Annotated in this window: 15 protein-coding genes; 13 read left to right on the top strand and 2 right to left on the bottom strand. The window is 58.5% G+C overall.

All coding sequences use genetic code 11. The features are described from left to right. Positions 1 to 146: 146 nt before the first annotated feature. From HMPREF2935_RS11070 to HMPREF2935_RS11025, 10 genes are all read left to right on the top strand, one after another. The gene (locus HMPREF2935_RS11070; RefSeq protein WP_246817831.1) at positions 147 to 824 is read left to right on the top strand and encodes a Type 1 glutamine amidotransferase-like domain-containing protein; all 678 of its coding nucleotides are present in this window, start codon (positions 147 to 149) and stop codon (positions 822 to 824) included. A 295-nt stretch (positions 825 to 1,119) separates the two neighbouring features. Beyond that, positions 1,120 to 1,698 (top strand): copper resistance CopC family protein, encoded by a 579-nt coding sequence (locus tag HMPREF2935_RS11065; protein ID WP_070456535.1) that lies wholly within the window; start codon positions 1,120 to 1,122, stop codon positions 1,696 to 1,698. Between the two features lie 86 nt (positions 1,699 to 1,784). Continuing rightward, entirely contained in the window at positions 1,785 to 2,387 is a 603-nt protein-coding gene (locus HMPREF2935_RS11060; RefSeq protein WP_083313244.1) for a copper chaperone PCu(A)C, read from the top strand. Positions 2,388 to 2,455: 68 nt separating this feature from the next. Beyond that, a complete protein-coding gene (locus tag HMPREF2935_RS11055; RefSeq protein WP_070733225.1) occupies positions 2,456 to 3,742 on the top strand; it encodes a Dyp-type peroxidase in 1,287 nt (428 codons plus the stop codon). 93 nt (positions 3,743 to 3,835) lie between these two features. Next, entirely contained in the window at positions 3,836 to 5,899 is a 2,064-nt protein-coding gene (gene thrS / locus HMPREF2935_RS11050; protein WP_070733223.1) for a threonine--tRNA ligase, read from the top strand. Beyond that, positions 5,886 to 6,434, top strand: coding sequence for an HIT family protein (locus tag HMPREF2935_RS11045; protein WP_070733221.1), 549 nt, complete (start codon positions 5,886 to 5,888; stop codon positions 6,432 to 6,434). Before thrS ends, HMPREF2935_RS11045 begins: the two co-directional genes overlap by 14 nt. Further along, positions 6,427 to 7,053: a phosphatidylinositol phosphate synthase gene (gene pgsA, locus HMPREF2935_RS11040; protein ID WP_070733219.1), complete on the top strand. Its 627-nt coding sequence runs from the start codon at positions 6,427 to 6,429 to the stop codon at positions 7,051 to 7,053. The genes HMPREF2935_RS11045 and pgsA overlap by 8 nt, the downstream gene beginning before the upstream one ends. Positions 7,054 to 7,065: 12 nt before the next feature. Continuing rightward, positions 7,066 to 8,034: a phosphatidylinositol mannoside acyltransferase gene (locus HMPREF2935_RS11035; RefSeq protein ID WP_070733217.1), complete on the top strand. Its 969-nt coding sequence runs from the start codon at positions 7,066 to 7,068 to the stop codon at positions 8,032 to 8,034. Positions 8,035 to 8,048: 14 nt separating this feature from the next. Beyond that, the gene (locus HMPREF2935_RS11030; protein ID WP_070733215.1) at positions 8,049 to 9,176 is read left to right on the top strand and encodes a glycosyltransferase family 4 protein; all 1,128 of its coding nucleotides are present in this window, start codon (positions 8,049 to 8,051) and stop codon (positions 9,174 to 9,176) included. 53 nt (positions 9,177 to 9,229) lie between these two features. Continuing rightward, the gene (locus HMPREF2935_RS11025) at positions 9,230 to 9,694 is read left to right on the top strand and encodes a hypothetical protein (RefSeq protein ID WP_070498587.1); all 465 of its coding nucleotides are present in this window, start codon (positions 9,230 to 9,232) and stop codon (positions 9,692 to 9,694) included. Between the two features lie 6 nt (positions 9,695 to 9,700). Here HMPREF2935_RS11025 and HMPREF2935_RS11020 read toward each other — a convergent pair whose 3' ends face one another. Together HMPREF2935_RS11020 and HMPREF2935_RS11015 are read right to left on the bottom strand one after the other, a co-directional pair. Then, entirely contained in the window at positions 9,701 to 10,969 is a 1,269-nt protein-coding gene (locus HMPREF2935_RS11020) for a DUF2029 domain-containing protein (RefSeq protein WP_070733213.1), read from the bottom strand. A gap of 13 nt (positions 10,970 to 10,982) precedes the next feature. Then, complete coding sequence (locus HMPREF2935_RS11015; protein ID WP_070733211.1) at positions 10,983 to 11,465, bottom strand: DUF3817 domain-containing protein; 483 nt, start codon at positions 11,463 to 11,465, stop codon at positions 10,983 to 10,985. Positions 11,466 to 11,576: 111 nt separating this feature from the next. On the opposite strand from HMPREF2935_RS11015, the gene HMPREF2935_RS11010 reads away from it, so the two are divergent. The 3 genes from HMPREF2935_RS11010 to HMPREF2935_RS11000 all read left to right on the top strand — a co-directional run. Further along, a complete protein-coding gene (locus tag HMPREF2935_RS11010) occupies positions 11,577 to 12,473 on the top strand; it encodes an acyl-CoA thioesterase (protein ID WP_070733209.1) in 897 nt (298 codons plus the stop codon). Between the two features lie 108 nt (positions 12,474 to 12,581). After that, positions 12,582 to 13,337, top strand: a complete 756-nt coding sequence (locus tag HMPREF2935_RS11005) for a YebC/PmpR family DNA-binding transcriptional regulator (RefSeq protein WP_061922812.1) — start codon at positions 12,582 to 12,584, stop codon at positions 13,335 to 13,337. A gap of 190 nt (positions 13,338 to 13,527) precedes the next feature. Beyond that, on the top strand, positions 13,528 to 13,822 hold a 295-nt coding region (locus tag HMPREF2935_RS11000), incomplete at its 3' end, for a crossover junction endodeoxyribonuclease RuvC (RefSeq protein WP_210400751.1).

Here is a 13,822-nt window from a genome sequence, read left to right as displayed (position 1 = left end):
TGAGGGTCGCGAGTTCGAGTCTCGTCATCCGCTCAAATAAGAACGCTCCTGTTCGGGATTCCTGACAGGAGCGTTTTCGTCGTGCACTTTGAAAGTTTCAAGAGCACTTATGACTCTTTAGCCCCTTTGGCATTACCTTGATGCGGATGAGCTGTATTCCAGTGGCGAAGAATGCAGCTCCTGCAGAGCTTATTGCTGCGTCGCTTGGAGCGCTCATGCATACTGGCACCATGAAACTGTTTCTTGCGTCCTACCTTCATCCGCAGCTGCGCGAATTCTTACACGGCAAAATCTTGTACATCGATGACGCTGCTGTGGGGATGGAAGAAGTGCCGTTTGCACAGAAGGAGCGGGAAGAAGTGGCTTCTATTGCATCCGACTTTGTTTCACTGACCGTTGCGAATACCACGCTTGAAGAGTTTGAGACTCAAGTAAAGAAGGCGGATTGTGTCTACGTCGCAAGCGGTAATGCTTACCGCGTACTGTATGAGTTAAAGAAGTCTGGTGCCTTCGAACTGCTTTCTGAAGCGGTTCGCGGCGGTTTGCCATATGCTGGCAGCTCGGCGGGTGCGGTCCTTGCCGGGCCATCGGTCGAACCGATTTCCGTTATGGATGATCCAGGTGCTGTTTCCGAATTGCATGATCGTACGGCTCTATCACTTACTCCCTATGTTGTAGTTCCTCACGCACAGGGAACTACTGGCCCATACACAATTTCGGTTATTAGTGAAACGGTTCAAAAGTACGGAAAAGACTGGAACCTGGTGCTTTTGCGTGATGGGCAGGCGCTGCTGATTAATGATGATTGCGTTGAATTGATCTAGAAGGTCCTATCTCGTACAGGCAGCCATACCCACCGGGCGTGGCGTCGATTGGCGGGTGCGTCAATTTCCGCCTGGAGGCGTTAACCATTTACCGAAAATAGTGTGCATTAACACATTTCCTATGACACTGGGAACTAAGTCGAATGGGGCAGCGACTACTAAGGCAACCGCTGCTCGTTCAGTTTGTTGGTATCCTGATTTGCTTTAAGCAAGGCTTAGGTTATTGGCCATTGTTCGGGTGCGGTTATAGCATGTATTTACCCATTCGCAAGCCATGCAATTCGAGGAGAAAACTATGCACTTTCGTCGCTCCACCAGTCTGTTTGCGCTCGGTGCTGCCGCGTCCATGCTCGCCATGTCCGCGCCTGCAGCCTTGGCACACGACTCTGTGATCGGCGGCAATGTGGTCAGTGATTCTCCGCTGCAGGAGTTTCCGGAGGAGATCACTCTGGAGTTTTCCGCAGTACCTAGGGACGACTTCAACACCTTCGCCGTCACCGACACTAAGACGGGCGAGGTGCTTTTCGACGCCGAGCCCGAAATCAAACAGCGTGAGCTCACCATCGAGGTTCCGGACGATGTAAAGCCGGGACCTGGCGAGTACCAGGTGGGCTTCCAGATCACCTCCTCGGACGGGCATGCAACCCGTGGTTCCGTTCCGTTTAGCGTTGCCGGCTCTGCCGACGGCGCAGCGGGCGATGCCGCAGACGGCGATGACGCGAATGACGCTGCTGCTAAACAAGATGAAACCAACTCCGAGGGCCTGCCGCCCGCCGCACTGTGGGCGCTGGGCATCGTCGGTGTTCTGGCTATCGTCGCCGTGGTCATCATGGCCGGTGCAAAAATGCGCCGCGCAAATGACCTGGACTCTTAACACCCACCCCTTTTAAGACGCAGGCAATGCACAAATAGAAGGAGTGCCTTCGCGCCTTAAAGCTTGGACAAGAAAGACATCTAATGATGAAGATGCGTAATATCGTTGTTTCTGCCGTTGCCGTCAGCGCACTCTGGCTGGCTGGCTGCTCCAACAGCGAGCAGGATTCCGGTGCCGAAAAGGAAGCTGCAACCAGCGCGGCTCCGGCAAGTGCAAGCGCCTCCGATAAGCAGGCAGGCGATGTCACCATCGAGGACGGCGTGGTTCGCGCCATGGCTGAGGATGCGGAGATGACTGCCATCTTCGGCACCATTCATAATGATTCCGACAAGGACATCACCGTCACTGGCTTTAGCTCCTCCATCGACGCCGAGATGAACCAGGTGCACGAGGTTGTTGACGGTGTAATGCAGGAAAAGAAGGGCGGCCTGAAGATTCCGGCCGGTGGCACCGCAGAACTCAAGCCAGGCGGCGAGCACTTCATGCTCATGGGAGTGAAGGAACCAGTCATGGCGGGCGAGACGGTCAAGGTCACCCTCTTGCTTGAGGACGGTTCCAAGGGCGAGGCCGGTGAGGTGCCGGTGCGCGAAATCGGCGCCGGCGATGAGAACTACGGCGACATGTCTGGCATGGATCATGGCTCTATGGACCACGGTTCGATGGAGCACGGCGAGCACTCGCACCACTAAAGGCTAAAGCCGACGCGCGGGTGGATTACTCACGCGCCAGCATTGGAATGAGTAGTAGGGAAAAGAACATGGATGAGTCCTTAAAATCTGCATCTTCCTCCGCGCGTGAGACCACGGAGTTTTTGAGCCGACGCGGCCTGCTGGTTGGCGGCGCCGTCGCGGCCAGCGCGGTGGCGGTGGCCAGCTGCGCTTCACCTTCTCGCGACGATTCTGACTCTGGGTCTGGTGCGGCAGCTGCTGCTGGGCAGCCAGCGCAGGATGAAGCAGCCGAGATCATGGGCGATGATATCGTCGCATTCGATGGCGAGCACCAGGCCGGAATCGAGACCCCGCCGCAGGCACACGTGGCGCTCGTGGGCTTTGACTTAAAAGATTCCACTACCAAGCGCGGCGCCAAGGCACTGATGCGGTTGTGGACTGAGGACGCACGCCGACTGTGCACCGCAGAAAACCCCTTGGGCAGCCTGGAGCCGGAGCTGGCGCAAACCCCGGCTAGCCTTACCGTGACCTGCGGTTGGGGAGAAGGCTTCTTTGCCCGGACGGGCGTCGCCAAGCCGAAGTGGCTCCGGGATGTGCGCGCGTACAAGCGCGATAAGCTGCGCCCGGAATGGGGCCAAAGCGATGTGGTGCTGCAGATTTGCAGCGATGATCCGCTAACGGCGGCGCACGTGATGCGGCACATGACCCGTGCGGGTGCGAGCTACGTGGACACCAAGTGGGTACAGCAGGGCTTTGGTCATGCCAACGGCGCCGCCAAGAAGGGGGAGACCGCGCGCAATCTCTTCGGGCAAAAGGATGGCACTGTCAATCCGCACACTCCAGAGGAATTCCGGGAGCAGATCTGGATCGATAAAGGAAAATTCGCCGGCGGCAGCGCCATGGTGGTGCGCCGAATCCACATGAATCTGGACACGTGGGAAGAGCTTGACCGTGCTTCCAGGGAAAATTCCACTGGCCGCAAGCTGGACTCCGGTGCACCGATGCACGGCACCGAGGAATTCGATGCCGTGGACCTCAACGCGCGCGATAAGTTCGGATTGAAGGCAATTGACCCAGCATCCCACGTGGCGCGCGCCCATCCGCCGAAGGACCATCCGGAGCAGAAGATTCTGCGCCGGCCGTTCAATTACAACCTCCCGCCGAGTGCAGAAAACCCAGGTGAGCTGTCTAATGCAGGGCAGATTTTCATCTGTTATCAAAAGGATCCGAGTAAGCAATTTGAGCCCATTCAAGCCCGCCTTGATGAGCAAGATTTGCTCAATACGTGGATTACCCACATCGGCTCAGCCATGTACTTTGTACCGGCCGGTACCACCTCTAACTCCTACTGGGGCGAGTCGCTTCTTGAGGGTTAAGCGGGGTAGAATCTTTCGCTGTAACTCTACGATTAGCTTTGGTCGGCCAGGTATGTCGATCGAAGCGTGAGCGCATAAGGAGCGCAAGTCTAAATGGCGGAAATGATTCCAGCTGTACCAGTGAACTACGAGCCTTTTAAGGTGCCAGCAGGCACTGCCGTAGGCGCAGCGATGCGGGAGCTCGAGCTTCCAAATAAGGGCCCAGAGGCAGTCATCGCCGTACGCGGCGCCGATGGAGCTCTCTACGATCTCTCGCATACGCCGACTGCCGACGCCGAATTCACTCCAGTTGCAGCAAGCGAGGAGGACGGCCGCGCTGTCATCCGTCACTCCACTGCACACGTGATGGCACAGGCAGTTCAGGCTGAGTTCCCGGGTACCAAGCTGGGTATCGGTCCAGCCACTGAAAACGGCTTCTACTTCGACTTCCAGACCGCCGAGCCTTTCACGCCGGAGGATTTGAAGAAGATCGAAAAGCGCATGAAGAAGATCATCAAGACTGGTCAGCGCTTTGAACGCCGTGTGTACTCCTCCAACGAGGAAGCAGAGGCAGCGCTTGCTGAAGAGCCATTCAAGCTGGAGCTCATTCAGGACAAGGGCAACGTTGATCCAGACTCCGATGAGGCAGCAGAGGTTGGCGCAGGCGATCTGACGCACTACGACAACATCAACCCGCGCACCGGCGAGGTGGAGTGGTTCGATCTCTGCCGTGGTCCGCACCTGCCAACCACCAAGTACATTCCGGCGTTTACCTTGACCCGTTCCTCGGCTGCTTATTGGCGCGGTGACCAGTCCAAGGCTGGTCTGCAGCGCATCTACGGCACCGCTTTCGAGTCCAAGGAGGCCCTCGAGGCCTACCAGCACATGATTGCGGAGGCAGAAAAGCGTGACCACCGCCGTCTGGGCCAGGAGCTTGACCTTTTCTCCTTCCCGGATGAGATTGGCTCCGGCTTCCCGGTCTTCCACCCGAACGGCGCCATCGTGCGTATGGAGATGGAAGAGCACTCCCGCCGCCGTCACATTGAGGATGGATACTCCTTCGTCTCCACCCCGCACCTGACCAAGGGTGACTTGTTCAAGAAGTCTGGCCACCTGGACTTCTACGCGGACGGCATGTTCCCGGCCATGGCTTTGGACGGCGAGTATGACGAGGACGGTAACTGCACCAAGCAGCCGCAGGATTACTACGCGAAGCCGATGAACTGCCCGATGCACAACCTCATCTTCGCTTCCCGTGGCCGTTCTTACCGCGAGCTGCCGCTGCGCCTGTTCGAGTTCGGTACTGTCTACCGCTACGAGAAGTCCGGCGTTATCCACGGCCTGACCCGCGCTCGCGGCTTTACCCAGGATGACTCCCACATCTACTGCACCCCGGAGCAGCTGGAAGAAGAGCTGACCAAGGTTTTGGACTTCATCATTTCCTTGTTGAAGGACTACGGCCTGGATGACTTCTACCTGGAGCTTTCCACCAAGGATCCGAACAAGTATGTCGGTACCGACGAGATCTGGGAGCGTTCTACTTCCATCCTGCAGTCGGTGGCTGAAAAATCTGGCCTGGACCTGGTTCCGGACCCAGCTGGTGCTGCCTTCTACGGCCCGAAGATCTCCGTGCAGGCACGCGATGCCATCGGCCGTACCTGGCAGATGTCTACCGTGCAGCTGGACTTCAACCTGCCGGAGCGCTTCGAGCTCGAGTACACCGCGTCCGACGGCACCAAGCAGCGCCCGATCATGATCCACCGCGCGCTGTTCGGCTCCATCGAGCGCTTCTTCGGCGTGCTGCTGGAGCACTACGCCGGCGCATTCCCGGCATGGCTGGCTCCGCACCAGGTAGTTGGCATCCCGGTTGCAGACGAGTTCTCCCCGCACTTGGAGGAGATCGCTGCGAAGCTGCGCAAGCGCGGCATCCGTGCCGATGTAGATACCTCTGACGATCGCATGCAGAAGAAGATCCGCAATCACACCACCGGCAAGGTGCCTTTCATGCTGCTCGCCGGCGAGCGCGACGTCAACGCAAATGCCGTCTCTTTCCGCTTCCTGGATGGTTCGCAGGTCAACGGCGTGCCGGTTGATGAGGCTATCGAGCTCATCGCCGCATGGGTTGCTGAGCGCATCAACGAGCAGCCGAACGAAGAGTTGATCAGTGCACGACGCTAACGAGCAATTCGTCGATTCCGGGGCAGGGGAACCAGACCGCCTTGAGCGGCTGTGGGCTCCCTACCGGATGGCGTATATCTCGAAGCGTTCGAAGGACCCCTTCGTTGAGGCTCCCAAGGGCAGCGATGAGGACGGGCTGATTATTGCCCGCGGTGAGTATGTCTACGCTTTGCTGAACCTTTTTCCCTATAACTCGGGACATCTAATGGTGGTGCCTTATCGCAAGGAATCCCAGCTGGAGAACTTGACTCTAGAGGAATCCCACGAGCTGATGGCTTTCGCCCAGAAGGCGGTACGTGTTTTAAAGCGCGTGTCCAAGCCGGAAGCAATCAACGTGGGCTTCAACTTGGGCAAGGCGTCTGGCGGTTCCGTGGGAGATCACTTACATTTGCATGTGGTTCCCCGGTGGGCCGGTGACAGCAACTTTATGACTGTCTTGGAGGGCACTAAAGTGTTGCCTCAGTTATTACAAGAGACTCGCGCCCTTTTGGCCCAAGGCTGGCGGGAGATCGATGAGGAGGATTCCAATGCTTAGCGTTCACGGGCGAAAGCCAGCGGCAGTCGTCGTGGAACCCGTGGCAAAGCTGTTTCTGAAGATGGGGCTGACCCCCAACGTGGTCACCATCGTCGGCACTCTTGTCACCATTGCTATCGCAGTCGTCTGCATTCCTCTCGATCACCTGTTCGCGGCAGCGGTGCTCTCTGGTCTCTTTGCGGCCTTTGACATGCTCGACGGCACGATGGCCCGCATGACCACCGGCGGGTCCAAGTTTGGCGCGACTCTCGATGCCTCCTGTGATCGCATCACCGACGGCGCCCTGTTTTCTGCCATCTTGTACTGGCTGGTCTACGTCGATAACGCTCGCCCCATCCACGTGGTGGCCTGCCTCATCGTGCTGGTTTCTTCGCAGGTCATTTCCTATATCAAGGCCCGTGGCGAGGCTTCTGGCTTCAAGATGGTTGGCGGCCTGATCGAGCGCCCAGAGCGCCTCATCATCGGCCTCGGCGGCATCGGCTTGGAGGGCTTGGGTGTTCCCGACGCCATCGAGATCGCCCTGTGGATCCTTGTATTCGGTTCCATCTTTACCGTCATTCAGCGCATGGTCCAGGCTGCCCGCCAGGACACGAAGGCCCGTTTCACCCCAGACCTTTAAGGATTAATGCCTATGGCCCTTCTTCCTGGATTAGACCGTGAGCAGCTGTCTGCCGCCGGCTACTTAGCCGGGTGGCGGCTGGTGCGTTTGTTGCCGGAGAAGTGGGCCAAGCGCCTTTTTGACTGGGGCGCAGACCGCGCCAGCGATGATGGCCGCGGCATGGAGCAACTGCGCCGAAACTTGGCGCGCGTGGTGGGCCCAGAAAACGTCACGCGCGAGTTGGTGCGCAATTCGATGCGTTCCTATATGCGTTACTGGCGGGAGGCATTCTGCCTGCCGTCGATCCATCAGGACCCGGATCTGCACGCCAAGCTGCTTTCCGGTTTGCAGGGCTTAGAGAACTTCGACGAGTCCATGGCCCGCGGCAAAGGCGTCATTTTGGCGCTTCCGCACACTGGCAACTGGGACATGGCCGGGGTGTTTCTGGTGGGCCACTATGGCCAATTCACAACGGTTGCAGAAAGGCTCAAGCCGGAGGTGCTTTTCGACGCCTTCGTGGACTTCCGCGAGTCCCTAGGCTTTGAGGTTATCGCTCTGACAGGAGAGAAGACCTCACCTTTTGGTCGCCTCAAGGAAGTCTTGGAAGCAGGTGGCGTGGTCTGCCTGGTGGCCGAGCGCGATCTCACTCGCACTGGCGTCACGGTCGACTTCATGGGCGAGGAAGCCAACATGGCTGCCGGCCCGGCCCGCCTGGCCATGGAAACCGGAGCGGCATTGCACGTGGTCCACTCCTGGTTCGAGGATGAAGGCTGGGGCCTTTCCGTCAGCCCGCAGGTGGAAGTCACCAATGCGCAGGAGACCACCCAACGCCTGGCCGATGGCTTCGCCGCGAACATCAAGGCTCACCCGGCGGACTGGCATATGCTGCAGCCGCAGTGGAATGTAGACGTTAAACGCCGCGCGGCCGAACGCGCCGCACGCCGCGCAGCCAAGGACAAGCGTACGTCCCAAGAAAAGCTCGAAGATAACGTTAAAAAGTAGGGAAGTAGGCAGTAGTGCGTATCGGAATCGTATGCCCGTATTCCTTTGATGAGCCAGGCGGCGTGCAGGCCCACATCTTGGATTTGGCCACCGTCTTTATCGAGCAAGGCCATCACGTGGAGGTCCTTGGCCCAGCGGCCCCGGAGACACAGCTGCCGAGCTTTGTCATGAAAGGCGGGCGCGCCATTCCGATTACCTACAACGGCTCCGTGGCCCGCTTGTCCGTAGGCCCGCAGGTAAAGCGCAACGTCAAGAAGTTCATTGAACGCGGCAACTTCGACGTGCTGCACATCCATGAGCCGAACTCGCCGAGCTACTCTATGGTTGCGCTGGCACAAGCCAAAGGCCCCATCGTTGCGACCTATCACGCTTCGGCTTCTAGCTCGCTCGTGCTGAAACTGGCTAAGCCTTTCCTCACACCAATCCTGGAGAAGGTGCGCGGCGGCATTGCCGTCTCAGAGATGGCCCGCCGCTGGCAGGTGGAACAACTCGGCGGCGACCCAGTACTTATTCCGAATGGCGTGGATACCTCCGTGTATGCGGCTGCCCGCAAGCGCGTCGCTGCGCAACCAGACCAAGAAGGGCAGCCAGGGCAATCCGGGCAGAAGGTGCCCGAGATTGTGTTCTTGGGGCGTCTCGACGAGCCACGCAAGGGCCTGGATATTTTGCTGGAGGCCCTCACGATGGTGGACACGGACGTCAAGGTCACCGTCATGGGCGGCGGCCGCCCGCGTGAGGTCGAGGGCGTGGACTTCGTTGGCCGCGTGAGCGATGTGGAAAAGGCGGAGATCCTCGGCCGCGCTGATATCTATGTCGCTCCTAACACCGGCGGCGAAAGCTTCGGCATCGTCCTGGTAGAGGCCATGGCCGCAGGTTGCGCGGTGGTAGCTTCCGATCTTGAAGCCTTTGCCGCCGTATGCGCCGCCGATTCTGAGAACCCAGCCGGTGCGTTGTTCCGCAACGAGGATGCCCGCGACCTCGCGCGGGTGCTCAACCTTGTCCTGCAGGACGAAGATAAGCGCAATGCTTTAATTGAAGCCGGTACCGAGCGCGCTCTCACCTACGATTGGGACCATGTGGCCGCTGCCGTGATGCAGGTTTATGAGACTGTGCAGGACGGAACTAAGGTCCGCACCAAGTAGAAGCGGGCGTTGCCGCCCTTTACCCACAGCAGATTTAAGAGCAGGAAAAGACTATGGCAGTAGAACTGGTTATCGTGATCGTCGCGCTCGTGCTCATCTTGATGTGGGCCTATTTCACCGCGCAGCGGTTGAACTCCCTGCACATCCGCACGGATGCGGCTTTGGCGCAGCTGGAGGCCACCCTTGACCGCCGCGCCGCAGTCGTCGCAGCGCTAGCGCCAGAGCTGGAGGAGGTTGCCTCCCGCGCGGAGTCGAGCGAGCTTACCCAGGGCCATTTTGAGACGCGTTCGGCCCACGAGCGGGAGCTGTCTATCGCGGTCAACGAGCGCTTTGCCGAGCGCCCCGCATTGCTTGCCGACGCCGAGGGGCGCATCCACCTTGCTCATCGCTTCTACAACGAAGCGGTCAGCGATACCCGCTCGCTACGCCTACGCCCCCTTGTGCGTATGTTCCGCCTGGGCGGCACGGCACCGCTGCCGGAGTTCTTCGAGCTCAGTCAGCTGCGGATCACTGAGTAGTTCCTGCTACTGAGCTGTTTGCTTGGTAGAGCTAGTGTTTTCGCGCTTGAGCTCCAAGCGCAGCCAAGACAAAGCAAGGCCTGTCATCACGAGGATGAGCACGTTGCGCGCCAGCAGCAAGAAAGCAGGGAAGAGGCCGTCGCGGCCCGCGTAGAGTACCGCGTCATAGTTGAACGGGTAGACCAGTGTGCCCAGTGCCGCCGCAGCAAGCGTGCACAGTGCGAGGTTGCGCAGCACTTTGCCTACTTTTTCGTCGATATGTTGATGCGCAACTGATGTGGCACGCGGCCAGGCATCCTTGAGTGCTATCGCCAAGATCGGGCCGAGCCAGGTGATGTACTGGGTGGAAAAGACCTTGTTGCTGATAAATAGCAGGCAGATCATCGTGATGAAAAAGGCCAGCGTGCTGCGCGCACCCCAGTTGCCGTTGCGGAAGCGCATGAGTGCGAAGCCGATGGCGAAAAACAGCATCGCCAAGGTTAAGACGTTGCTAAGAACTAAGAGCGCGCTCACCCAAGGGCCGGTGATTTCAAAACTTTTGGAGGCAGCGTAGCCGATGGACCAAGTGCCCGGGAAAAGACGCGAGGCAAATACCGGAAGTGTTGCGGGTATCGATTCCACCTGTAGTCCTCGTACCCCTTGGTAGCGCAGCGGGGAGACGAGGCGCTCGACGTCATTGAAGGCGATGACGAGCAGGCAGATGCCCACGATGGAAGCGAAGAACGCGCTAAGGCGCTGCCAAGTCGCACGGGCATTGAAGCGGCCAACCAGGCCTGCGGCGAGCACGCCCGGCCACAGCTTCATCGTGGTGGCAAGGCCAAGCAACGCCGCCGCAAGCCGCGAGTTGCGGCCAAGAAGCATTCCTGCGGCAGCAACTGCCAGAGCCGGAAAAATATCGAGGCGCCAGACAAAGACCTGACCCACTGCGGTTCCAAAGATAACCCAAAACCATGCGGCGACGAAGGCCTGCGGCTTGCGGCGCCAGCCGTGAAGCAAGACCATGAGGAAAGCGGCGTCGACAAGCAGGCACAGCCCTGTAAAAATAACGGTAAAGCTGGTCTGATTCGGGCCGCTCAACCAGCCGACGAGAATCGAAGGCCACGTGCCAGGGTGCGGGTACTCGGTCATATCCGAGGAGTTCGTCCCAAAACGCCCGGAGAAGTAATAGGAGATATCTCCTAGCGGGACGTTGTTCCATTGCAGCAGTCCAATGAGGATAAGCCGGAAACAAATCCAGCCAGTCCATACTGCTGGAACGGAACGAAAAATTTTCACCTAGGTAATGCTATTAGATGTTCGACTCGATAGTGGATTCGACATCGACGGGTGGCCCGAGCATTAGCAGAACGCCAAAGACCAGCGCAATGACTACCACGAATATGCTCAGAGTGCGCACCGGGAAGCGCACTACCTGGGCCAAAAGCTGCTCGGCAAGACCGTGTGGCTGCTCAGAATCGCTAAAGCGCCAATGCGGCAGGAACTTATCGTGCTTGTCCGCCCATAGCGCAAACGGGAGTGCGGCAAAAGGTATGACCGAAACGATAAGCCCCAACATGCCCAGGCCAAAGGACCACTTGTTATTGATCCACACCATGACGCCCACGACGATGAAGCAGAGGAAACCAAAACCGTGGATACCGCCAGCGATAGGAGTTAGAGCCTCCGTCACACCGGAGTACTTCAGAACCATAGAAAAAATAAGAAATGCCCACGTGAACATCTCTAGGTAGGCAACGACGCGGTGCAGGCGAGCAGGGCGAAGAAAAGTCATGCGGCATATCCTACGTGCTAGCCCAGCACACAGGTAAAGTTGGCAGGGTTGCGTGTGAAGAGCGCACGTTAAGGTTGCGCGTTGAGCAAAGAGGGGAGTCCCGCGTAGGTAATGGCTAAGGTGTGCGAGGTTATTGATGTAGCGCCGCTGCACGAAAAGGCTCAGGGTGATGTCTTTTCCGTGCCCATGGTTCCGTCCCAGATTGCGCGCACCTTTGGCGGGCAGGTGGTGGCCCAGGCGCTCGCTGCAGCCCAGCACACCGTTGAAGGAAAGCTCGTGCATTCCTTGCATGGCTACTTCGTGGGCCCGGGTGATGCCGCCGCGCCTGCGCGTGCCGAGGTAGAGCGCGTGCGGGACGGCCGTTCCTTTGCTACCCGTCAGGTGCGCATTTTCCAAGACGATCGCCTGATTTTCATGCTCAACGCGGGTTTCCACATCGCCGATGACTTTGGTCCTGAGCACCAGGACGCCATGCCGGAGGTTATGGGCCCGGAGGAGGCTGCCGCCGCCGGCGGTGGTGGTGCTCCTTATTCCACACGCATCATCCTGCGCAAGTGGGAAGACTGGGATATCCGTTTGGTCCCGCAGGAAAGCCGTGACCCTGAACTTGCCGAAGCCACAGGCGCTGGGTTCCGCTACGTGTGGTTCCGCAATACCTCGCAAGAATTCGCGGCGTCAGAAAGCAGCCAGGATGCCCACCGTGCGGCACTTGCCTATATGTCTGACATGACCTTAATCCGTGCTTCGCTGCTGCCACACCAAGGCGAGCAAGTACAGCTTGCCAGCCTGGATCACTCGATCTGGTTCCTGCGTCCAGTGCGTGTTAATGAGTGGTTGCTGTATGTGCAGGAATCACCATCCGCGCAGAATGCGACAGGTCTGGCCACCGGAAAGATCTTTAACCAAGGCGGGGATTTGGTTGCCGTGGTGGTCCAGGAAGGGCTTACCCGAACGGTGCGCGAGGGCATGCAGGTAGGCTCGCACAACGGCAATTGGCAAAACGTTTAAAAAAGTATTCACTCAAACGCCGGAAAACGGTGGGGGCTGTTTTCAACTGCTCTACGCCCGTCCGTATAATTGCAGGCAGTTTCATAGAGCCACAATGAAAGGGATGAAATGTCCGGACACTCCAAATGGGCTACTACCAAGCACAAGAAGGCTGCTAACGATGCCAAGCGTGGCAAGGAATTTGCCAAGCTGATTAAGAACATCGAGGTCGCGGCCCGCACCGGTGGTGGCGATCCGGCTGCTAACCCGACTCTCGATGACATGATCAAGAAGGCCAAGAAGGCCTCCGTGCCGAACGATAACATCGAGCGCGCCCGTAAGCGCGGCTCCGGCGAAGAGGCCGGCGGTGCCGACTGGGAGACCATCATGTACGAGGGCTACGGCCCGAACGGTGTGGCAATGCTCATCGAGTGCCTTACCGATAACCGCAACCGTGCAGCCACCGATGTTCGCACCGCAATGTCCAAGAACGGCGGCAACCTCGGCGAGTCCGGTTCCGTTGCCTACATGTTCTCCCGCACCGGCATTGTTTTGGTCAACAAGGGCGAGCTGAGCGAGGATGACGTCCTGATGGCAGTTCTGGAAGCAGGCGCTGAAGAGGTCAACGACCTGGGCGAGAAGTTCGAGGTTGTCTGCCAGCCGGGCGATATCCCGGCAGTTAAGGAAGCCCTGGTTGAGGCTGGCATCGAGGTCGACGACAATGACACCGACTTCCGCGCATCCGTTGAGGTTCCGCTGGGTGCCGCTGACGCTCGCAAGATCTTCCGCCTCATCGACGCACTGGAAGAATCTGATGACGTGCAGAACGTCTACACCAACATGGATCTTTCTGAAGAGGTTCTGGCTGAGCTCGAGCAGGACTAGCATTTAGTCAGGCTCTGCTACTTCGCACCGCGCTTTATTCTCCGCCCTGCTTAGGCGATAAGGAGAAAAGGCGCGGTTGCTCGTTTTGGCCCCGCTCCATTTTTAGAACATGTGTGTGTATGATGTGGTTGGATCTTTTTCTTGAACTTCGCTCGGATTCCAAATTCAACTACCCACAGAAAGGCTTGCCGTGAACCTTGAAGGCTTGCGCGTCATGGGCATTGACCCAGGTCTTACCCGCTGTGGCCTTTCGGTGGTCCAGGCTGGGCGCGGCCGCGCGGTGATTCCCGTGGCAGTCGGTGTGGCACGTACGCCGAGCGATAAAGAGCTAACCGAGCGTCTGCTGCGTCTTTCGGTGGCAGTTAAAGAGTGGATGGATGATTACCGTCCCGATGTGGTCGCTATCGAGCGCGTCTTCGAACGCGGCGAGGTCTCCACCGTCATGCAGACCGCCCATGTGGTTGGCGTAGTGGTGCTTGCTGCTG

Origin of the sequence: Corynebacterium sp. HMSC076D02 (assembly GCF_001813815.1) — a bacterium.
GTDB classification, from domain to species: Bacteria; Actinomycetota; Actinomycetes; order Mycobacteriales; family Mycobacteriaceae; genus Corynebacterium; species Corynebacterium simulans.
Note: the sequence above shows the minus strand (reverse complement) of the source record. Positions and strands in the feature narration are given on the sequence as shown.